The sequence below is a fragment of the Enterococcus casseliflavus genome, assembly GCF_029215545.1.
GTDB lineage: Bacteria > Bacillota > Bacilli > Lactobacillales > Enterococcaceae > Enterococcus_D > Enterococcus_D casseliflavus.
The window spans coordinates 1,596,220-1,617,489 of sequence record NZ_CP119393.1; the positions used below are offsets into that span (position 1 = coordinate 1,596,220).

The following is a 21,270-nucleotide window of genomic DNA, read 5'->3' on the forward strand; positions in this document are numbered from 1 at the left end:
TTGAAGCGATGAAGACGAACAGCAGTTTTCTTATTCTTGAGGCGGCTCGCTCGTATTGGAACCGGCGAAGTTTTCGATCAACGATTTCACATCAAGACCAAGGGTTTCTTTCAAAGTCTCTTGTGTGGTCGATAAGAGATTGGTGGCGTAATTGGTGACACGATTGGCACCACCGCCTTCACCTGATCCTGTATCAACGACCGAAATTTTATCGATATTGCCTAATGGGGCGGCAGCCTCTTTGACTAATTGCGGCATGATCTCAACGATCATGCTAAGGATCGCTGCTTCATCATATTTCTTGAAGGCTTCAGCGATTTTTTCCTTCGTTTCAGCTTCCGCCGTTCCTTTCGCCAAGGTCGTCTCGGCTTCTGCCAAACCAATCAGACGAATTTTATCGGCTTCAGCTTTTGCCAACGACTCTGTTCGAAACTGCTCAGCTTCAGTGGTTGCTAACGCAGACGCTTTTTTCGCTAATGCTTCTTGTTCAAGCGCATAACGATCGGCATCGGCTTTTTTCTTGATCTCAGAATCAAATTGGCGTTCTCGACGCAAGATTTCTTTTTCTTCCAATTCGATTTGTTTTTGTCGTTCAACGACTTCGACTTCAATCTCTTGTTCTCGGACTTTTTGTTTCATGATGGCACTTTGCAGATGATAGGCTTGATCGGCATCGGCTTTGGCGATGTCTTGTTCTTTCTTATAAAGCGCCAACTTCAATTCTTTTTCCTTCAATGCTTCAGCGATTTCGGTCATGCGTTTTGATTCCGCTGTTTGCGATTCTTGTTCCGATTGGGCTTTTTTGATGCGGGTTTCTTTCAGCGCTTCGGCTTCCGCAATTTCAGCATCCCGTTTGACTTGGGCGATTCTAGGTTTTCCAAGAGAATCTAAATAGCCATTTTTGTCTCGTACTTCTTTGATCGTAAAGGAGACAATGATCAAGCCCATTTTCGCTAGATCGACAGAGGCCACTTCTTGCACGCTTTGGCTGAATTTGTCGCGATTTTGATAGATTTCTTCGACGGTCATCGAACCAAGGATCGAACGCAGGTGACCTTCCAAGACTTCTCGTGCCTCATTTTCTAATTCTTCACGGGTTTTTCCTAGAAACTGTTCCGCTGCCGTTGCGATTTCTTCTACGGATGAGCCAATCTTGATAATGGAAGTTCCATCACACATAACGGGAACTCCTTGTTCCGTATATACTTCTGGTGTTGAAACATCCAGCTTGCTGGAAAGTAAGCTGATTCGGTTTGATCGTTGGAACACTGGCAAAACAAAGGCTCCGCCACCACGCACGATTTTGATTTTGTTATTGCTCTCATCCGCATGAACATTTTTGTTGCCAAGGTAACTTCCGCTGATAATCAACGCTTCATCGGGCTTGGCTGTTTGATATTTCGTGACAAAGATGATCAAAAGCATCAGTAAAATGAACGCCACGATTGCGATCGGAAAGACAATTGGTGATAAGAAAATATCCATAGATGCACCTCTTTAGTGATTTATTTTAGTTGCCCAAAAATTTTTCTGTATAGGGAACGACGTAGCAAATACGCTCTTTGACTTCAATAATCAACACTTTTGATCCTGCTGCTAATGGTTCATCGATAGGTTGAAAAGCCGAGGCTGGACGATTACTTGAACCAGTGACACTTGTGAGTTGAATTTCACCCATTCCTTCACAAGGAATCGGCGTCAGCACCGTTGCGATTCGACCTTCAAAGTCTTTCTCGGAACTCGAAAGCGTCGCTTCAGCATTCCTCATGGGAATCAGCACGTAAAAATTCAAGAGAAAAACGAGCCCTGTAGAAAGACAACCGCTACCAATGAAAAGCATCATCGAATAGCCTGGGAAAATAGTTTCCCCTAAGTAACCGAAAAGACTCGTAAAGGCAAACCAGGGGATGATCAACATCGGATCAATTGGACCATCAAAATCGAAGATATCGCCAAACAGAAGCAGCAAAAAGGCTAAAATGGCACAGCCAATCAATACATACAAATAAATCTGATCAGGTGCGTAAGTGTGCAGCACGTATCCACCTCCTTTCAAATAGAGTGATTTGTAAGAACAATGAAAGCTAAGAAACAATCGAAAGAAGAACGAGGGAAGGAAAAGAACGGAATAGGTGTTCTGTTATAATTATACCAATAAATAATAAAAAAAATTAAATAAAATAGTAAAATTGAACAAATAGTACAACAAAGGGAGGTTTATTTTTTTGAAAGAGCCAATCAAAAATCAGCTTTTTTTCATCAGCCATTGACAAACCAGGAAAATCCAAGTAGATTAAATCAGGGTACTAGAAAAAGGCAAAATTAGCTGCAGATGATTTGAATCGTAAGAGGCAGCTTTTATTTTCTATTACCATAGATCGAAGGTAGTTGTTCGCAAACATAAAAGAAGTCAGGAACACTTCTTTTCAACCGACAGTATTGCTAAGAAATAGAGGTGGAATCGATGGATCAAAAAGAAAAAATGTTAGAACTAATCAAGAAAAAACAAGGCGGCGGCCGTTCAAAAAAAATGGAATCCCCAAAAAACGATCGAAAAAACATGCGTAAAGGCCCGAAAATTTATAATAAGTAAGGCGATGCATTAGAAACATGAAATGGTTGATGAAAAAAAGAGAGAAGGACAGGATTTCTGTCTTTCTCTCTTTTTTATTTACTCTTGAGAATCCACGTACAACTCACTCAAAGCTGGCAGATCATGGACTTGGTATTTTGCTTTAAAAGCTGCGATTTCTTCAGCGCTGAAGCGGTTCGGATCAAGTTTCAGTTCTTCGACAGGAAGAGGGCGTTCGTTAGCGATCTTGACATCGATCACCACAGGTCCGTGGCTTTCTTTAGCTTGTGTAAAGACGGATGCTAATTCTTCTTCCTTCGTTACCGTGAAGCCTTTCGCACCCAATGCTTCCCCAACTTTACCAAAATCAGCACCGGCTAATTGGACACCGAACTTGGTTTGCTCGGTATCTTCTTGCTCCGCTTCGATGAAGCCGAATGAGTCATTGGAAAAGACCACGTTGATGATTGGCAAATCATATTTCACTTGGGTGATGATGTCTTGCATTTGCATCGCAAAACCGCCATCCCCACTAAAGGTAAATACTTGGCGATTCGGATAGCTCAATTGAGCTGCGATCCCACCAGGTACACCATTGCCCATTGTCGCAAACCAGCCAGACGTTGTGAAACGCTGTTCACCCGTCATTTCTAAATGACGGATACTGTGAATCGTCACATTACCGACATCCGTGACAAACAGGGCATCAGGAGCTGCAATCCGGTTGATTTCTCGATAGACAGGTTCAGGACGCAAAGGAACTTGCGAATCATGGTAAAAACGATGGCGCCATTCATGCCAATTGCGACAGTTTTCTTGATTGGCTTTTAACCAAGCATCTGCAGGACGAGGGGCTGCCATCTCTGTCCATTTTCTAAGAGCGGTCGCACCATCTCCTAAAACGGAGACATCCGTCTGATGACGACGACCAAATTTCGAGGCGTCGATATCAACTTGGACAAAGTTGGCACCAGGATTGAAAAAGCGGCGGCCAAAAGGGAAGTCACTGCCGACAAAAACGATGAGATCGGCTTCTGCCAAAGCTTCATTGGCAGGTTTTGTCGCCACCCGTCCAGCAAATCCAAGAAAGTTTTCATAAAGATCAGGCACGATGCCTTTGGCTAAGACAGAAGATGCGATAGGCATCGAGAAATGCTTAGAAAAAGCATCGATGGCATCAAAATGACCAAAGAGACCTTGTCCGATATAAAGGACGGGTTTTTTTGCTTGTTCAAAATAAGGAAGGGCAGCCTGTAAATCCTCTTCATCAGGCTGGAGAACACCTGTCTTATGATTTTTTGCGGTTGCAATCTCCTGTTTGTCGATTTCTGCAAACCCGTAATCGACCGGGATCGTTACCACAGCGACTCCTTTAAATTTGTAGGCTGCTTTAATGGCTTCGTCCACCACGTGGGGCAAACTTTCAGGGGACATGACCGTGCGATTGTAGATACTGACATCAGCGAACATCGGATTTTCATTCATTTCTTGAAAATCATTGTAGTTCATCGAGCTCGAAGCTACTTGTCCTAACAAGGCAACGACGGGCACGTTATCCATTTGAGCATCATATAAGCCATTGATCAAATGGGTGGCACCCGGACCAGCAGAACCAAAAACCGCACCGACTTTTCCCGTTAGCTTGGCATCAGCCGCTGCTGCCAGCGCACCTGCTTCTTCATGACGTACTTGAATATACTTGACCGATTGCCGTTCATGGTACAAAGCATCCATCGTTGAGTTGAAAGAGCCACCGGGGATTCCATAGATATGGTCGATGCCCCAAGCTTCAAAAACCTTGATCATTGCTATACCAGCATTGATTTTTGTCATTTTCTTCACTCGCTTTCTCTGTTGTCATTCGTTCTCTTTTAAGTATAAACGTTTCTCAAAAAGACAACAAAGAATGCGCCTTCTGTCACAAGGCGCAGTGAAAGACTTATTTTAGGAAATGAACGACTCAGTTGCGCAGCTCTTGCACGAATCGGCTGGCGATCTCTTTTGGTCGGGTGATGGCACCACCAACCACGATACCCGTCACACCCATATCTTGGATTTTCTTTGCTTGTTTCGGGGTGTGGATCTTGCCTTCGGCTATCACTGGAACCTTTGCCGCAACCAATTGCTGGATCAAATGATAATCTGGTTCGTCAATGGTGGGACTATTCGCCGTATAGCCGGACAAAGTTGTACCAACAAAATCGACGCCCGCTTCAAAGGCATTGATGCCTTCCTCATAGGTGGCGATATCTGCCATGAGTAGTTGATGGGGATAAAGAGTTTTGATTTGTTTGATAAAGGCATTGACCGTCAAGCCATCGTGACGTTTGCGCAAGGTGCAGTCCAAAGCGATCACCGCAATCTGTAAAGCTGCTAATTCGTGCACCTCTTTGATGGTCGCTGTGATAAATGGTTCTTCAGGTGGATAGTCTTTTTTGATGATTCCGATGATCGGCAGATCAACAGCGGCTTGGATTTCGCGAATATCGCGAACGGAATTGGCACGGATGCCAACAGCTCCAGCTTCTTGAGCTGCTTTTGCCAATAGGGGCATGACACCGCCGTTTTCGGTATACAAGGGTTCTCCAGGCAATGCTTGACAAGAAACAATCAACCCGCCCTTGATTTGTTGGGTAAAGACTTCTTTTTCCATTTATATGACACTTCCCATTCTACTAAAGGTTCGTTTCTCCCTTCGACTATATCATGAGGTTTTTTGCTTGTAAATGAATCAACACCTCTTTGAATCAAAGGCAAGACATTCAAAAAACGTGCAGCAAGCATCATTGTCATGGATACTTGCTGCACGTAACGAATAGGCTAGGCAGATTTTTTATTCTGCTTGTTTTGACGTGCATTGCTTGAACTTTTCAAAATCGATCGTTTGATTAGCAGGCAGCACTTCGTATTGCAATCGTTCTGTTTCTTCATCGTGAATGATATGGAGGATTTTTCCTTCGTCATCTACTGGTCCCAGACTGATGATCGTAAAGCGTTCATTGATGACTTCTAAATTTTGTAAAACCCCAGAAAACACTTTGCGAATATGATGGGCGGTTTTGATTTTTTTGTCCGCTTTTTCAACAGCCTTGGCCAACGTAAAGCCTTCATCTAAAAACGTTTTGATCATTTCCACTTTGACGACCGTGGGCAGTCGGTATTTTCGTGGGGCATTTTCTTCTTGTGGGACCGATTGAATAAATCCTTTTTGTTCCCAATAACGCAATTGGCGAGGGGAGATATCACACATTTGGCTAAGTTCGCTGATGCCGACCAACAAGTTTTCATTATCAACGAGTTTTCGAAAAAGATGAGACATACGGACTCCATTCTTGTAAAGGTATTTGTTAATATTGTAACTTGTTTTACTTTTATGTCAAGTAGGTTGACAAATTTCAGGGAAAGATTTAAAGTAAAGAAGGTTTTATGAAAAATATACTGAAAAGAGTGTGAAATATGTCAACGAGTCGTCCTTTAGATATCTACGGCAAACCTTACAACCGTTCCTTACTGGTCATGGTTTTGCTGATCGGTACGTTTTGTACTGTTTTGAACCAAACATTGTTAACAACGGCTTTTCCAACTTTGATGGATGCCTTTGACATCTCAGCATCTGATGTTCAATGGCTGACCACTGGTTTCTTGCTGGTCAATGGGATCATGATCCCGATCACCGCATGGCTGATCAACAAGTTCAGCTCGAGAAGTCTTTACTTAACGGCAATGAGCATCTTCCTTGCAGGAACGATCGCTTGTTTTGCTGCACCGAACTTTTCTACATTATTGATTGGCCGCTTAGTGCAAGCTGCCGGTGTAGGGATCTCGATGCCGCTTTTGCAAAATATCATGTTGTCGATCTTCCCACCAGAAAAACGCGGTTCAGCCATGGGCATGTCAGGAATCGTTATTGGGTTAGCACCAGCCTTAGGCCCAACGTTATCTGGTTGGATCATTGATCATTATGACTGGCGCTATTTGTTCGGAATGGTCATTCCGATCGTCGTTTTAGTCTTAGTCTTAGCGCTCTTTCTAATGAAGAGTGTGATTGAATTGTCGCATCCGAAAATCGATCTGTTCTCAGCGATTTTATCAACCCTTGGTTTTGGTACATTGCTCTATGGCTTTTCAAGCGTCGGCGACAAAGGGTGGGGCAGTATGGAAGTAATCGGTTTTCTAGCAGCCGGTGTCTTTTTCATTGCTTTCTTTGCATGGCGTCAATTGCACATTGAGCATCCGTTCTTAGAGTTGCGCGTGTTCAAATCAACGACCTTTACCTTGGCGTCGATCCTTTCAGGGGTCACGAATATGGCGATGATCGGTGCTGAAATGGTTCTCCCATTGTATATCCAAAACATTCGTGGTGAGTCAGCGTTTCATTCAGGATTGATGTTATTGCCAGGTGCGTTGATCATGGGGATCATGATGCCGATCACTGGTGCGATCTTTGATAAGTATGGTGCAAAACGTTTAGCTATCACCGGGATGTTTATCTTGACTGCCGCAACCTTACCATTTGCTTTCTTAACAAAAGATACACCGATTTTGCATATCATCATTCTTTATGGGATTCGGATGTTCGGGATCTCAATGGTGATGATGCCAGTAACGACTTCAGGAATGAATGCCTTACCTGGTCATTTGATCAGTCACGGTACCGCGGTAAACAATACGTTCCGTCAAGTAGCCAGCTCAATTGGTACGGCTATCTTGATCAGTGTCTTGACAAACGTCACTAAGGGCAACTTGCCAAGTGATTCTTTGCTGGATGCAACGCCTTTGGCATACAAAGAAAAAGCAATCGAAGCGACTTTATCTGGCTACCATGCCGCCTTTTATGTGGCAGCGGTCTTTAGCTTCTTAGGATTCTTGATCGCCTTCTCCTTAAAGAAAAAAGAACCGCGATTGACGGTTCTTGAAGGAGGTGCGGACAAATGATCTTGCTTTTGATCGTTCTTAGCGTGTTAGGGTTTGCGGTACTGAATGTCTTTGCCAAAAACAAGCTGCAAACAGGTTTATCATTGGTCTTAGGTCTAGTCTTCGTGGCAAGTGTCGTCGCACTGATGGCCAATTTGACCTATCATTTTGGAATGGAAAAAGAAACGACTGCTAAAACAACCCCACTGGTTTCTAGTGCCGATAACGAGAATTTTGATTTGCTATTGTATCAGCCATTAGGAGATGGTACGGAAAAAATCTACCTATATAAAACGGATGCTGATCAAGAGGAACCAAAACAAACCGGTACTGATAAAGTGACTAATGTTGTGGAAACAGGGGCTGATTCAGCTCAATTAGAAACAAAAACGACGCGCTGGGTTTATAAAAGTGACCTATCACGCTTCTTGTTCGGGATCGCTGATAACGATGGCCAATATGTCAGCCGTACCAATACGTTCTCATTGCCAGATTCATGGGAAGTCTTGAGTGTGGATCAAGCAAAAAAACTGGCTTCTTTAGCGAAAGAACAAGCAGACACTATGAAAACACAAGGACAAGCCTATGTCCAAGAAAAAATGCAAGCTGCATTAATGGCTGATCCAACTATGGATGAGGCAGCCCAAAAAGCAAAAATCGCTGAATTGACAGAAGCTTATCAAAAAGAAGCGATGGCAAAATTACTAGAAGAAGCAAAAAAGTAAAAACGAGCAGATAGTCAGGGGATGGAAGAATCAAATCGGATTCTTCTGTCCCTTTTTATATGGAACGTGATACTTTTGAAAAACGGCTACCACCAAAAAAAATCCCACACACTAGAAGTGAGTGGGATTTTCTTTAGTCAAATGAGCACGCGGCAATGCGGTCGAAAGCTTCTTTTAACAAGTCCAACGATTGGGTGGCAGCTAAGCGAACATAGCCATCGCCGGTCGTTTCTCCAAAGGCTTTCCCAGGGATCATCAGCACACTGGTTTCCTTTAATAATTTCTCGACAAAGCTGACAGAGTCCAACCCCGTTTGTTTAATGTTGATGAAGGCATACATGCTTCCTTTGACTGGGGATAAGGAAAGGAAGGGGATCTCAGCAACCCGTTGTTCAATGTAGGTCAGTCGTTCCTTAAAGACAGCAACCACTTGCGGCACGAGGGTATCATAGTGATTCAATGCGTAAATACCTGCCCGTTGTGAAGGAGTTGGTGCCGAATAGGCGATCGACTCATTGATCAGTTTTGCCGTAAGATTGATCGATTCAGGTGCGATCATGTAACCGATCCGCCAGCCTGTCATGGCAAAGGCTTTTGAGAAACTGCTGAATGTGATGGTGTTCTCAGGTGCGAAGGCTGCCATCGGTACAAAGGTGTCATCAAAGCAAAAGGCTTCATAGACTTCATCTGAGAGGATTAGTAAGTCATGTTCAATGGCAACTGCTGCGATTTTTTCAAAAGTTTCTGGAGAAAAAACAGCACCAGTAGGATTGTTGGGTGAATTGATAATGATTGCCCGGGTTTTCTCAGTGATAGCGGCCTTTAAAACCTCGACGTCGATTTGAAAGCCATCTTTTTCAAAGGTCGGAATAAAGACTGGCACACCACCGACTAGTTCGACTTGTTGTTTGTAAGGCGAAAAGTACGGTTCGTGAATAATCACTTCATCACCGGGATCAATGATGGCAGCCAAAGCTAAGTACATGCCATGCAATGCACCGACAGTTCCTCGTACTTGGCTAGGAGAAAAAGTAAGCTGGTATTGCTTTTGATAAAAATCAACGACGGTTTGGATAAAATCAGCACTGCCGTCTGAAGCGGTGTATTTTGTATGACCCGCTTTGACGTCAGCAAAAGCTGCATCAATGATTGTCGCATCTGTAATCAAATCAGGATCACCAATCGACAAATCAATCAAATTTGGGGTTTTCTTCGCAAGAGTGGCGATCTCCATTAAAAGATTTTCTTCTGGTTGTAAAAAACGTTCTGCAATCAACGGACGGTTCATTTTGTCATCTCCAATTTCTATAAAACTTTGCTTAAAAAATCCTGTGTCCGCGCATTTTGCGGATGCTCAAAGATCTGTTCTGGTGTTCCTTGTTCTTGAATGATACCGTCAGCCATAAAGATGACACGATCGGCGACTTCTTTTGCGAAGCCCATTTCGTGGGTAACGACGACCATCGTCATGCCTTTTTCTGCCAAAGCTTGCATGACCGTCAACACTTCTCCAACCATTTCTGGGTCCAATGCTGAGGTTGGTTCGTCAAAGAGCATTACATCAGGATCCATTGCCAACGCTCTAGCAATCGCCACCCGTTGCTGCTGCCCGCCAGAAAGGCTAGAGGGGTAACTATCCGCTTTTTCAGCTAAGCCAACTTGCTCCAGCAATCCTTTCGCTGTCTCTTCGGCAGCAGCTTGCTCTTGCTGTTTGACTTTGATCGGGCTGATAGTCAGATTTTCTAACACCGTTTTATGAGGGAATAAATTGAAGCTTTGAAAGACCATTCCCATTTTTTGACGAATCTGATCGATTTTCACCCCTTTTGCCAATAAATCATTGCCTTCGAAGGTGATTTTCCCACCAGTCGGCTGTTCAAGTAGATTCAAGCAGCGTAAGAAAGTACTTTTCCCACTTCCTGAGGGTCCGATGATCACAACGACTTCACCAGGTGTCACTTCAAGATCGATTTCTTTTAAGACGGTATTCTCGCCAAATGTTTTCACTAATTTTTCAACTTTAATCACTAGTTTTCATTCTCCTTTCAGCAACACCCAATAGACGTGAGAGGGCGAAGGTCAATACAAAGTAGATCAATGATACGATAACGTATGGTAAAAATGGTTTGAAGCTGGCCCCTTGAACGACGCCTGTTTGGAAAATCAGTTCAGACACACCGATTACCGATACGACCGAAGACTCTTTGATGACCGTGACAAATTCATTTCCTAAAGCAGGCAAGATGTTTTTGATGGCTTGCGGGAAAATGATGAAGCGCATCGCTTGGATCTGATTCATGCCTAATGAACGAGCGGCTTCCAGCTGTCCTTTATTGACGGCATTGATCCCAGCACGAATGATTTCTGCCACATAGGCGGCACTGTTTAGTGCTAAGGCAATACAGCCAGCAGCTAACTTCGAAAGCTCTAAGCCTAACACGCCTGTTCCAAAGTATACAATAAATATTTGTACTAACAAAGGTGTTCCCCGAACATATTCAATATAGACAGCGGCAATGACTTTCAATGCTTTTGACTTAGAAAGCTTCATAAAGGCTAACAAGCTGCCACCGATAGAGCCGAATAATACCCCAACCAAGGCTAGGAAGATCGTATAGCCAGTTCCAGTGATGTAAAAAGGCAGATATTTTTCCCAAAAGCTTTGCTCTTCATCGATCGTGCCTTCTTCGGTAAACATCAATCGATAGGCATCTTCTTTGTATTGGCTTAAAAGATCATTACTAATGATAGTTTCAATGGAGGAATTGAGTTTTTCCAGTAAAACTGGCGCTTCTTTCGAGATGGCGATCGCGGTCTCCTTCACGCCGTTTTCAAACGTGACATTTTCGGCTAATGCCAAGGTATCATTCGCCGTCACATAAGCTTCGGCGACGGGACCTTCCATCACGATCGCATCGATCTTGCGTGATTTTAGATTGGTGATCAAATCAGGCACCCTTTGCAAAGAGGTGACGGTCGAGCCAGTCAATTCTGTATTTGCCAGCTCTTCTTGTGTGGTTTGTCGTTGTGCACCGACAGCTACACCATCAAAATCAGCCGTCGATTGGAAACGATCCGCATCTTCTGCTCGAACCAGGACGGTCTGTTGGACTTCCATATAGGTATCAGTGAAATTGACTTCTTTACGGCGCTCATCCGTAGCAGCCATCCCAGAGATGACGACATCGATTTTACCCGTTTTTAGAGCCCCTAACAGCGCGTCGAACCCAAGCTCCTCAATTTTCAGATCGACCCCTAAGTCATCTGCAATTTTTTGGGCAATCGAGATATCGATCCCCACGATTTCATTTTTTCCATCAACATTGGCACGGAATTCATATGGTGCATAATCGGCAGATAAACCCACGACCAATACACCATTTTCTTTGACTTTTTCATAGATTGGATCGGTTTCTTCTGCATGTGCTTGTCCGACAAAGAAAAACGGCAGCAACGCTGTGATGATCCCCAATAAAACAGTACCCTTACTAAACCTTTTCATGTAAACGCCCCTTTAACTTTTTCTGTGCATCTATTAAAAATGCAAATAATAACTAATAAATGTATAAAAATACATATAAGTGATAGAAACTATCATAGCATAACATCAGTTGAAGTCAATAAGTCAGAGAAAAAAAGTCAAAAATTGTTGTAGAGCGTAAAACCATTTATTCAAATTATTTGCAATCCAAGGAAGAACAAAGTGGAGAAGGAACAGCAGCCATTTTCTATACACATCTATTTGAAAGGATGCTTAGAAAATAACGGATAGTGAAGAAAGAAAGCAGCTTCGCTTAAACGAGAAACAGGATCTGCAATGACAAAATAAAAAGTTGTCTGAAACAAAGCGGCAAAAACGAAACATAAGACATTTTTTGGATTTCTTGCGATAATAAAAGAGAAGAGGAGGCGATAGAGTGAAGGTCGTATTGATTCGACATGGTGAAAGCGAAGCAAATTTTGAAAATTACTGGACAGGCTGGCTAGATGTTTCTCTGACCGAAAAAGGCCGACAACAAGCTTGGGATGCGGGGGAACAGATCAAAGAATTAGGGATTTCCTTTGATTTTGCCTTTGCATCTGTGCTGCAGCGAACGATCATCACCTGCGATGCCGTTCTGGAAGCCAGCGATCAGCTTTGGGTCCCTGTGAAAAAAACATGGCGCCTAAATGAACGTCATTATGGCCAATTAGTAGGGGTCAATAAAGATGAGATGGTGGCAAAGTATGGAAAAGAACAGGTGCAAAAATGGCGACGTGGATATGATGAACCGCCTTTATATGTGGAGGAAAATGATTTAGACCGACGCTATGATTCTTTAGACCCTCGCTTGATACCTAAGGGAGAAAATCTGGGGATGGTGGTGGCGCGAGTAGTCCCATTTTGGCAAGACCAGGTGGTTCCGTTACTTAAAGATCATAAGAATATTCTCATTACTGGTCATGGGAACAGCTTGCGGGCGTTAGTCAAATACTTGGAAGACGTGCCAAAAGATGCCATGGATACGATCGATATTCCTAACGCACAGCCGATCATTTATGAGTTTGATAGCCAAGCAAATAGGATTGAACGTGCGTAATAACGAACATTTAAAGAATAAACCACAATTTCGTTTGATGTTACATCGAAAATGTGGTTTTGTTGTGCTATAATAAGAAAAATTTTATGAAAGGCGGGAGGATATGAAAGCCGTATTAACCGTTATTGGAAAAGACAAGGTTGGGATCATTGCTGGTGTTAGCCAGAAATTAGCAGAATTAGAAATCAATATTTTAGATGTGTCCCAAACGATCATGGAAGATTACTTCACGATGATGATGCTTTTAAACATGGATGCCAATCAGGATTTTGATGGTGTTCGTGAGGAGCTTCACCAAATTGGTCGTACATTAGGTGTAAAAATCAGCATTCAAAATCAAGAGATTTTTGATACCATGCACAAATTATAGGAGGCACTATGGAGACAAATCAAATACTTGAAACCATTCGCATGGTGGAAGAAGAAAACTTAGATATTCGTACCATCACAATGGGGATCTCATTATTGGATTGTATTGACGCCGACATTGATCGTACCTGTGAGAAAATTTTTCAAAAAATTACAACAAAAGCGAAAGATCTTGTCAAAGTCGGCGAAGAGATCGAAAGTGAATATGGCATTCCGATCATTAACAAGCGGATTTCGGTTACCCCTGTAGCGATCGTAGTGGCAGCTTGCCAGCCGACACCCGCAGACTGTATCAAAGTTGCGAAGACCTTGGATCGAGCGGCGCAAGAAGTCGGAGTAAATTTCATCGGCGGCTATAGCGCACTAGTAGAAAAAGGCTATCAAGGCGGCGACCTTGCATTGATCGAATCGATTCCAGAAGCCTTGGCTCAAACCAATTTTGTCTGTTCGTCGGTCAATATTGGATCAACGAAAGCTGGGATCAACATGGATGCAGTACGTCTGATGGGAGAAACAGTCAAGAAGACGGCTGAGGCATCAGATATGGGCTGTGCGAAGCTCGTCGTCTTTGCGAATGCAGTGGAAGACAATCCCTTTATGGCGGGTGCTTTTCATGGGGTCGGTGAAGCTGATGTGGAAATCAACGTTGGTGTCAGCGGACCTGGTGTCGTCAAACGTGCCTTGGAAAAAGTCAAAGGCGAGTCCTTTGATGTCGTGGCGGAAACAGTCAAAAAAACAGCTTTCAAGATCACGCGGATGGGGCAATTGGTCGGGCGCGTGGCTTCAGAGCGCTTGGGCGTTCCATTCGGGATCGTCGATCTTTCGCTGGCGCCAACTCCTGCAGTCGGCGATAGTGTGGCATTGATTTTAGAAGAAATGGGTCTAGAATCTGTCGGTACCCACGGAACGACGGCGGCTTTGGCCTTGTTAAATGATGCAGTAAAAAAAGGCGGCGTAATGGCATGTAACCATGTTGGAGGTCTGTCGGGTGCCTTTATCCCCGTTTCTGAAGACGCAGGGATGATCAAGGCTGTAGAAGCTGGTTTATTGAATTTAGAAAAACTTGAAGCCATGACGGCGATCTGTTCTGTCGGTTTGGATATGATTGCGATTCCAGGAGATACTTCTGCTGAGACGATCGCCGCAATGATTGCGGATGAAGCAGCGATCGGCGTCATCAACCACAAGACGACAGCTGTCCGAATCATTCCAGCGAAAGACAAAAAAATCGGCGACCGCATTGAATTTGGTGGATTATTAGGGACGGCACCAGTGATGAAAACCAATCCTGCGCAGTCTACTGATTTCATTTTACGTGGGGGACGTATTCCCGCTCCGATCCATTCATTCAAAAATTAATTTGTACTCCTTTAATAGGAAAATATGATAAAATGACCTTTAAAAGACCGACCAAAATGCTGTCTTTTAAAGGTTTTTTAGTCATGTAACTATTTTTTTCATGCTTAAGGCGGATGTTTTATCATTTGAAATCGAATACAATGAAAGATAACACGATGAAAAGGGGTGGTAAAATGAAGAAAATCTTCCAACTTGGGATGTTGGTTTTTGTTGGTTTGATGGGATTTTTTGTCCTTCAACCATCAATTGCCTTTGGACAGACATTTGTTCGTGATGATGCCGGAGTCCTTTCACAAGAGACGATCAAACAAATCGATACTTTGAATAAAGAGGGCTTTCAATCATTGACTGGAGCACCAGAATATGCTGTGATCACGATCCCTTCTTTAGATGGGCAATCGATTGAAGAGCGTAATTTGGAACTGTTCAATGAGTATGGTTTAGGAAATCCAGAGGACAATAATGGACTATTGTTTCTCTTTGCCATTGACGATCGTGAATTTCGTCTGGGTTATGGCGATGGACTATCCTATGTCTTCAGTGAGCTATCGGAAGATGATTTAGTGGATGAAGATGCCAAAGACGCATTACGAGATGAAGATTATGATACAGCGATATTGGCAGCTTCTAATGAAGTCTATCAGCGAATGAAAGAAGCGGATGAAACGATTGGTTTAGAGACGATCTATCAAGATGGCAAGCAAATGTTAGCAGAAAAACAGGCACAAGAAGCAGAAGCCACTAAGCAGATGTGGTTCACTATTGGTAAAATCGTCAGTGGTGTCGTAGCGGCAGCAGCTGCAGGCCTTGTCGGGTTCATCAGTTTTCACCATCTTAAAACCAAACGGCGTTTTGAAGAGCACCTGCCATTGCCGAAACATCTGTTAGAAGATAGTCACTTCCAACAGAAAGATTTCTTGAAATGGGCTAGCAATAGAAAGAACTATCAGCGTTACCATCAGTATCAGACAGCAAAAGATTGTCAACAAGCATTTACGCAGTATGTGACGAGGACTTATGTGCCAGCGAAATTGACTTCGGTCACTGGATTGTCGACAGCGGATAAACGAGTCATCCAACACGGCTTGACGAATCCAGCAATTGGCGCCTATTTTTCAAACTTGCTGATGAAGAAACAAACCACGGTCAAACATTTCGGTCAGGTGATCCTTACACAACATGACACCTTAAAAACCTATGAAGCCCAATTAGGCAGGGAAGTGTCTGAACGGATGGCAGACTACGATTTGACTGATGCGGTGTTACCCGAAAATCTGCCTTTAGCAGATGCTTATCGAGCAGAAATAGCCAAGCAAGCCAAAGAAGAGATCAGAAGACGCAATGAGCAAGGGCGATACTTAGCTCAACTTGTGACGGAAAAAGCGACCTATCCTGAGATGGTACAAGCCATTCCAAAAGAAGTTTCTAATGTTCTAGCGGAAGTGAAAACAGATGCTTTGTTCCAAGTTGACTTGAAACAGGTTTATCAAAATCACCCAGATTTAGCGAACAAATTATCCTCATTTGATGCTTCTGATCGAGCAGCCGTTTTGAATAATGCTCGCCAAGAGTATGACCCCCATGGTATGAATATGGCGTTGTTTTTTGTGATGATGAATAATCATGTGACCCATCAAGAACAAGTCATTGCCGATACGCAAAGTTCTTCGAATGATTTTGGCGGTTTTAGCGGAGGAAGCAGCAGCGGTGGCGGTGTTTCTGGTAGCTGGTAATTTTTCGTAGTGAGAAACGTTCATTGTTCTGCAATACATTCGCTTGCATGTGGGTTTGTGCAAGCGGAAGGATTGTATGGTCAATGGCGTTTTTTCTTGTAGAGGAAATCCCTTGATAAATAAGACAAACCAAACAAAGTGTGGTAAACTTTTTAGAGTTACTGAAAATGAATGGAACTTTCATTCATTTGAAAAAGGGAGAAAACGAGGGATATCATGTACCAATCTTACATATGGGATTTTGACGGAACACTTTACGACAGCTACCCAATCATGTTAAAAGCTTTTATCAAGACATTGAAGGAGTATGGCTTCGATCCAGATCCAGCGGAGATTTATTATATACTGAAAGATTCATCTTCCAAAAAAGTTGCTGAAAAATACAACTTAGATTTTCAAGAGTTCACTAAAGCATTCAAAGCAAATGAAGCGCTGGATGATCGTTTGCCGCTTTCCTTTGCAGGAACCAAAGAAACATTAGAAGCCGTGGTTGCTGCTGGTGGCGAGAACTACATTTTGACCCACCGCGATGTCGTCTCAACGAAAGAGTTGTTAGAAAGAGAACAGATGGCAGACCTGATCGTTGAGATCGTTGGCCCAGAAAACAACTTCCCCCGCAAACCGGATCCAACTTCATTGATTTATCTTGTTGAAAAGTATCAACTAGACAAAGATCAGACTGTCATGATCGGCGATCGCACGATGGATGTTTTTGCAGGACAAGGAGCAGGTGTCAAGACGATATTTTATGATATAGAAGGTCTCTTAAAAGATGTATCTGCCGACCATACCGTCCAATCAATGGCTGAAATACAAGAAATCATTAAGTCTTGAGAAATCAAGGCTTTTTTTGTGCATAGAAAGTAAGTCATTCAGTACTCATGATGAACGGTATAAACGTAGTTCTCATTGATCTTCTAGTCTCGGCACAACAAACCAAAAACAGGTCACACCATTTTTCGACTCAGCACCATATTCGAAGGCATGAGAAGTCAAAATGGTTTTCACGATCGCTAAGCCGATGCCGGTTCCTTCTTTATGTCCTGCTTGATGTTGGACGCGTTGGTATCTTTCCCAAATAAGTTCGAGTTGTTCTGGAGGGATATCTTTTCCAGGATTGATGACAGCAACTTTTGTTCCTGCAGATGTATTCGTTAATTTGATTAAGAGTCGTTCATTTTTAGGTGTATGGTTGATGCCATTGTTTATTAAATTACGCAAAACTTGTTCCATTTTGATGCGATCAAAGAGAGCATTTCCATTCGTACGATCTGCTTCAAAATCGACAGTGATGTCATATTGATTGGCGATCCCTCTTGCGTAAGCAACGACGGAGGAAACGACCTCGTATGTATTCCAGATTTCATTTTTAAGTTGTGTGTAGCCTGCTTGCATGATAGAGAAATCCATGATGTCATCGACCATAGCACTCATGCGGTGGGCTTCGCTGATAATTAGGTCCATATGTTCTTTTCGAAGGCGTTCGTCGCTTCCAGATACATCACGTACCATCTCCCCATAGCCAGTGATCAACGCGAGGGGGGAGCGTAGTTCATGAGAAACATTGGCAATCACTTCTTTGCGCAAGACGTCTACTCGCTGAAGTTCTGTGCTTAAGTCCGCAACCGATTCAGAAAGTGTACCTAATTCATCACTACGGTTAAGTTTGGGTACGGAATAAAGCTCGCCGTTGGTTAAGCGGATGATGGCTTCTTTGATGGTTTTGATCGGGCGAATAAAATGCTGTGCTAAAAAAAAGGAGATCGTTGACGCAAAAATAGTTAATATGATGGTGAATAGAAAGAGTTGCTGTCGATTCAAGCTTTGAAGCGCTTCGATTTGAGTGATCGTATTGGAGAGCAAAAGGGCAGCTGGGCGTTGGAAAAGAGTGGTAGGAACGCCAATAAGAATGGCAGAAGACTTTTCAAAGTATTCTACAGCACTCAGACTCTCACCATCAAGGACAGTGGGTGCATGAGATAACAACCAGTTGTATTCGTTGCTCAACCCATCTATGTTTAATTGTTGTCCATTGTTAAATGCTGCCAGAATTTCGCCATCCTCGTCGACTAAGAAAAGAGTCCCAACGATCGTTTTACTGAGGAAAAGTAATGGCTCTTTTGGTAAATCATCTGGATCTACTGCCATTTCTTCAATAGCGGCAGCTGTTTCCTGAACTGTTTCTAAAAGTGATTCTTTCGTTACATTGATATAATTTGGTTCAAAGAGCAAGATTTGAACAGTCCACAAAAAAGCGATGCCAATGATGACCAGCAGCATATTGGCGGACCAAAGCCGCACGAGTAATTTACTTTTGATGTAAGTAAAACCTAACCGACTAGTCTTCATAATCAAATTTATACCCAACGCCCCAAACCGTTTGGATCAACTCTCGGTAATCCCCTAGACGCTCTCGCAAGGACTTGATGTGTGTATCCACTGTTCTGGTATCACCGAAATAATCGAAGCCCCAGACACCTTCTAAAATTGATTCTCGGCTCAAAGCAATATGATTATTTTTTGTCAAATAGACCAGCAGATCGAATTCTTTTGGCGTAAGCGGCAGAGGATTCCCTTTGATCGTTACAGTATGAGAAAAAACATTGACTTCGAGATCGCCAAAAACGATCTTTTCGAACTGAAACTGATTGCTTCGTTTCAACACAGCTTTGATGCGAGCCATCAGCTCTTTAGGGCTAAATGGCTTGGCAATATAATCATCGGCACCAAGATTGAAGCCAAAGAGTTTGTCATACTCTTCCTTTCGAGCGGTAATCATGATGACTGGCGTGTTACAGCTACCTCTGATTTCCGAAAGCGTCTGAAAGCCATCTTTTCCCGGCATCATGACATCTAGGAGGATCAAATCGAATGAATGATTGGTTAATTTTTCCAATGTTTCTTTTCCATCCGCTGCCTCAAAACATAGATAACCTTCGATCTCCGCATAAGTTTTCACCAGGGCACGCATATGGGTGTCATCATCGACAATCAATATTTTTTGCAATTTTATTCACATCCTTAAAAATAATTTATATTTTTTAAAGTATATCACAGCATAATCGCTGAATTAATAGGAAAATGACTCTTTGAAAAATAATTGTTCTTTCCCTCACAAGATCATCACAAATACCCAATACTATAGAGGTATATTCGATCGAAAGGGGCGCTTTGGCGATGTATGACTATCATATAGTCAAAAAGAAAAAAGCGAAGAAAAATCGTAAGCTAGTCGGTCATTGGTTATACATAATCAGTCTTGCGCTTTTTATGGGGTTTTCTGCACGTTTGATTTACATTGTTCAAGTCGGCGTGATCGCAGGCGTCTCTTTGTCTGAAAGAATAGAAAATTTGTATTATAGTTCACGATCGATCGAAACAAGTCGAGGGGCGATTTTTGATCGGCAGGGGACAGTGATCGCACAGGATATTCTTTCCTATACTGTTCGAGCGGTTCTTTCTGAAGATTACATTGATAATGGACGACCCATGTATCTAGACAGAGCGCGCTTTGAGGAGACCGCAGCGATTCTTTCGGAGTATTTACCTATTTCTAACGAGCAAGTTTTGTCAATCTTGTCAGATGGTGCGAATCAAACAGATCCGCCTGTCTTTCAAGTGGAATTTGGCAATGTTGGCAGTGGTCTAAGTGTGACTACTCGAAATCAAATCGAAGCGGCGTTTGATGCAGCTGGAATCAACGGTATCTATTTCGATGCTCGTTCAAGTCGCAGCTATCCGAATGGCATCTTTTCTTCACATTTGATAGGGACAACGTCAGATGATGAAGAGATTCGAGTCGGAGTTTCTGGATTAGAATATGTACTGAACGACTTTTTGAAGAATCAAAATGGGCGAGAGTCTTTTCAAGTCAATGCTTCAGGGAATCCTGTTCCTGCAACCAATCAAATGGTAGAAGAAGGCGTAGATGGGAACGATGTTTGGACGACATTAGATGCTCATCTGCAGTTATTCACTGAATCAGTGATGGATGAAGTTATGGAACAAACACGACCAGAGAATCTGACGGCTTTATTAATGGATGCGAAAACTGGAGAGATTTTAACGATGGCTCAAAGACCTAGTTTTCATCCAGAGACCCAAGAAGGAATTGCGGATGAGCACTTTATTTGGCGTAATCTTTTTACGGAAGAAATGTATGAACCAGGTTCGACCTTGAAGCTGGCAACCGTTGCGGCAGCGATTGATGAAGGTGTTTTTGATCCGACGGAACGCTACAATCCTGTGAGTATGCAGATTGAAGATCGAGTCATCAACGACCACGACTCAGGAGGAAATGGTGAGTTGACGATGCGGCAAGCGTTAGCTTGGTCAAGCAACACTGGGATGGTTCGACTTCAGCAACGGATCGGTTTTGATGCATGGGCGCAGTATTTAACTGATTTTGGACTAGGGAAAGTTACAGGAAGTGAGCTTCCCGGTGAGGTGCCTGGTATCTTACCTTCAAGAAATCGGGTGGATTATGCCATGAGTTCTTATGGCCATGCGATTGGGGTCAATCAGATGCAGATGATGCAGTTATTTAGCGCATTTGCCAATGGTGGCGAGATGATTCGTCCACAATTGATTCGGCAAGTGGGAGAAGAGACCCAAGTTTTTCCAGAAGTCGTTTCTCAGCCTATTTCACAAACAGCGGCTGATGCTGTATTGGAATACATGACCGATGTAGTGACGGATGAACGCTATGGAACCGCTTATGATGTATACCAACTGACGAACCATGAGATTTCTGTCAAAACTGGGACTGCTCAGATCGCCAATGAGAATGGTCAAGGTTACATGACAGGAGAGTTTGATTATATTTATTCGGCGGTCTCGATCTATCCAACGGATGATCCACAGTTTATTCTTTACCTCACTATCAAGCGACCAGAAGAATACGATCGTCATACCTTAGCTAAAATCGCCAATCCTTTGATGGAGCGTTCGATGGCGCTGCAAAGTTTTCGTGAGTAAAAAAGTTTCTTAACAGGAGCTTAAAAAGACATAGACCATCT

General features: G+C 43.0%; 19 protein-coding genes. 9 read left to right on the forward strand and 10 right to left on the reverse strand.

Going from position 1 to position 21,270, the window contains the following annotated elements:
* Nucleotides 1-30: 30 nt before the first annotated feature.
* Complete coding sequence (locus P0G38_RS07760; RefSeq protein WP_005230116.1) at nt 31-1,485, reverse strand: flotillin family protein; 1,455 nt, start codon at nt 1,483-1,485, stop codon at nt 31-33.
* A gap of 25 nt (nt 1,486-1,510) precedes the next feature.
* Nucleotides 1,511-2,038 carry an NfeD family protein gene (locus tag P0G38_RS07765; protein ID WP_074535252.1) on the reverse strand — a complete coding sequence of 176 codons (528 nt, stop codon included), beginning with the start codon at nt 2,036-2,038 and terminating at the stop codon, nt 1,511-1,513.
* A gap of 426 nt (nt 2,039-2,464) precedes the next feature.
* Between P0G38_RS07765 and P0G38_RS07770 the strand changes: the two genes are divergently transcribed.
* Entirely contained in the window at nt 2,465-2,593 is a 129-nt protein-coding gene (locus tag P0G38_RS07770) for a hypothetical protein (RefSeq protein ID WP_005236316.1), read from the forward strand.
* A gap of 78 nt (nt 2,594-2,671) precedes the next feature.
* Here P0G38_RS07770 and spxB read toward each other — a convergent pair whose 3' ends face one another.
* The 3 genes from spxB to P0G38_RS07785 all read right to left on the reverse strand — a co-directional run bounded on the left by spxB (nt 2,672) and on the right by P0G38_RS07785 (nt 5,891).
* Nucleotides 2,672-4,405 carry a pyruvate oxidase gene (gene spxB, locus P0G38_RS07775; RefSeq protein WP_074535253.1) on the reverse strand — a complete coding sequence of 578 codons (1,734 nt, stop codon included), beginning with the start codon at nt 4,403-4,405 and terminating at the stop codon, nt 2,672-2,674.
* Nucleotides 4,406-4,532: 127 nt separating this feature from the next.
* Nucleotides 4,533-5,225, reverse strand: coding sequence for an N-acetylmannosamine-6-phosphate 2-epimerase (locus tag P0G38_RS07780; protein WP_074535254.1), 693 nt, complete (start codon nt 5,223-5,225; stop codon nt 4,533-4,535).
* Nucleotides 5,226-5,405: 180 nt separating this feature from the next.
* Nucleotides 5,406-5,891: a MerR family transcriptional regulator gene (locus P0G38_RS07785; RefSeq protein ID WP_005230125.1), complete on the reverse strand. Its 486-nt coding sequence runs from the start codon at nt 5,889-5,891 to the stop codon at nt 5,406-5,408.
* Between the two features lie 137 nt (nt 5,892-6,028).
* On the opposite strand from P0G38_RS07785, the gene P0G38_RS07790 reads away from it, so the two are divergent.
* Both P0G38_RS07790 and P0G38_RS07795 read left to right on the forward strand, forming a co-directional pair.
* A complete protein-coding gene (locus P0G38_RS07790; RefSeq protein ID WP_010749631.1) occupies nt 6,029-7,507 on the forward strand; it encodes an MDR family MFS transporter in 1,479 nt (492 codons plus the stop codon).
* Nucleotides 7,504-8,211: a DUF4811 domain-containing protein gene (locus P0G38_RS07795; RefSeq protein ID WP_005230129.1), complete on the forward strand. Its 708-nt coding sequence runs from the start codon at nt 7,504-7,506 to the stop codon at nt 8,209-8,211. Before P0G38_RS07790 ends, P0G38_RS07795 begins: the two co-directional genes overlap by 4 nt.
* A gap of 133 nt (nt 8,212-8,344) precedes the next feature.
* Here the strand turns inward: P0G38_RS07795 and P0G38_RS07800 are convergent, their stop codons facing one another.
* The 3 genes from P0G38_RS07800 to P0G38_RS07810 are packed head-to-tail and all read right to left on the reverse strand — an operon-like array spanning nt 8,345 to nt 11,713.
* Entirely contained in the window at nt 8,345-9,499 is a 1,155-nt protein-coding gene (locus P0G38_RS07800; protein WP_074535255.1) for a pyridoxal phosphate-dependent aminotransferase, read from the reverse strand.
* 17 nt (nt 9,500-9,516) lie between these two features.
* Nucleotides 9,517-10,239 carry an amino acid ABC transporter ATP-binding protein gene (locus tag P0G38_RS07805; protein ID WP_005230134.1) on the reverse strand — a complete coding sequence of 241 codons (723 nt, stop codon included), beginning with the start codon at nt 10,237-10,239 and terminating at the stop codon, nt 9,517-9,519.
* A complete protein-coding gene (locus P0G38_RS07810) occupies nt 10,232-11,713 on the reverse strand; it encodes an ABC transporter substrate-binding protein/permease (RefSeq protein WP_005230136.1) in 1,482 nt (493 codons plus the stop codon). Before P0G38_RS07810 ends, P0G38_RS07805 begins: the two co-directional genes overlap by 8 nt.
* Before the next feature lie 415 nt (nt 11,714-12,128).
* Between P0G38_RS07810 and P0G38_RS07815 the strand changes: the two genes are divergently transcribed.
* The 5 genes from P0G38_RS07815 to P0G38_RS07835 all read left to right on the forward strand — a co-directional run bounded on the left by P0G38_RS07815 (nt 12,129) and on the right by P0G38_RS07835 (nt 17,086).
* Nucleotides 12,129-12,791 carry a 2,3-bisphosphoglycerate-dependent phosphoglycerate mutase gene (locus P0G38_RS07815; RefSeq protein WP_275854934.1) on the forward strand — a complete coding sequence of 221 codons (663 nt, stop codon included), beginning with the start codon at nt 12,129-12,131 and terminating at the stop codon, nt 12,789-12,791.
* Nucleotides 12,792-12,894: 103 nt separating this feature from the next.
* Nucleotides 12,895-13,161 carry an ACT domain-containing protein gene (locus tag P0G38_RS07820; protein ID WP_005230142.1) on the forward strand — a complete coding sequence of 89 codons (267 nt, stop codon included), beginning with the start codon at nt 12,895-12,897 and terminating at the stop codon, nt 13,159-13,161.
* An 8-nt stretch (nt 13,162-13,169) separates the two neighbouring features.
* Nucleotides 13,170-14,519: a PFL family protein gene (locus P0G38_RS07825; RefSeq protein WP_005230144.1), complete on the forward strand. Its 1,350-nt coding sequence runs from the start codon at nt 13,170-13,172 to the stop codon at nt 14,517-14,519.
* A 140-nt stretch (nt 14,520-14,659) separates the two neighbouring features.
* The gene (locus tag P0G38_RS07830) at nt 14,660-16,252 is read left to right on the forward strand and encodes a TPM domain-containing protein (RefSeq protein ID WP_338070822.1); all 1,593 of its coding nucleotides are present in this window, start codon (nt 14,660-14,662) and stop codon (nt 16,250-16,252) included.
* Nucleotides 16,253-16,468: 216 nt separating this feature from the next.
* Nucleotides 16,469-17,086 carry an HAD-IA family hydrolase gene (locus tag P0G38_RS07835; RefSeq protein WP_151195096.1) on the forward strand — a complete coding sequence of 206 codons (618 nt, stop codon included), beginning with the start codon at nt 16,469-16,471 and terminating at the stop codon, nt 17,084-17,086.
* A 72-nt stretch (nt 17,087-17,158) separates the two neighbouring features.
* On the opposite strand, the gene P0G38_RS07840 is transcribed toward P0G38_RS07835, so the two are convergent.
* Both P0G38_RS07840 and P0G38_RS07845 read right to left on the reverse strand, forming a co-directional pair.
* Nucleotides 17,159-18,601: a sensor histidine kinase gene (locus P0G38_RS07840; protein WP_275854941.1), complete on the reverse strand. Its 1,443-nt coding sequence runs from the start codon at nt 18,599-18,601 to the stop codon at nt 17,159-17,161.
* Nucleotides 18,591-19,259, reverse strand: coding sequence for a response regulator transcription factor (locus P0G38_RS07845; protein WP_201705005.1), 669 nt, complete (start codon nt 19,257-19,259; stop codon nt 18,591-18,593). Before P0G38_RS07845 ends, P0G38_RS07840 begins: the two co-directional genes overlap by 11 nt.
* Nucleotides 19,260-19,429: 170 nt before the next feature.
* Between P0G38_RS07845 and P0G38_RS07850 the strand changes: the two genes are divergently transcribed.
* Nucleotides 19,430-21,229 (forward strand): penicillin-binding transpeptidase domain-containing protein, encoded by a 1,800-nt coding sequence (locus P0G38_RS07850; RefSeq protein WP_275854943.1) that lies wholly within the window; start codon nt 19,430-19,432, stop codon nt 21,227-21,229.
* The last annotated feature ends 41 nt before the right edge of the window (nt 21,230-21,270 follow it).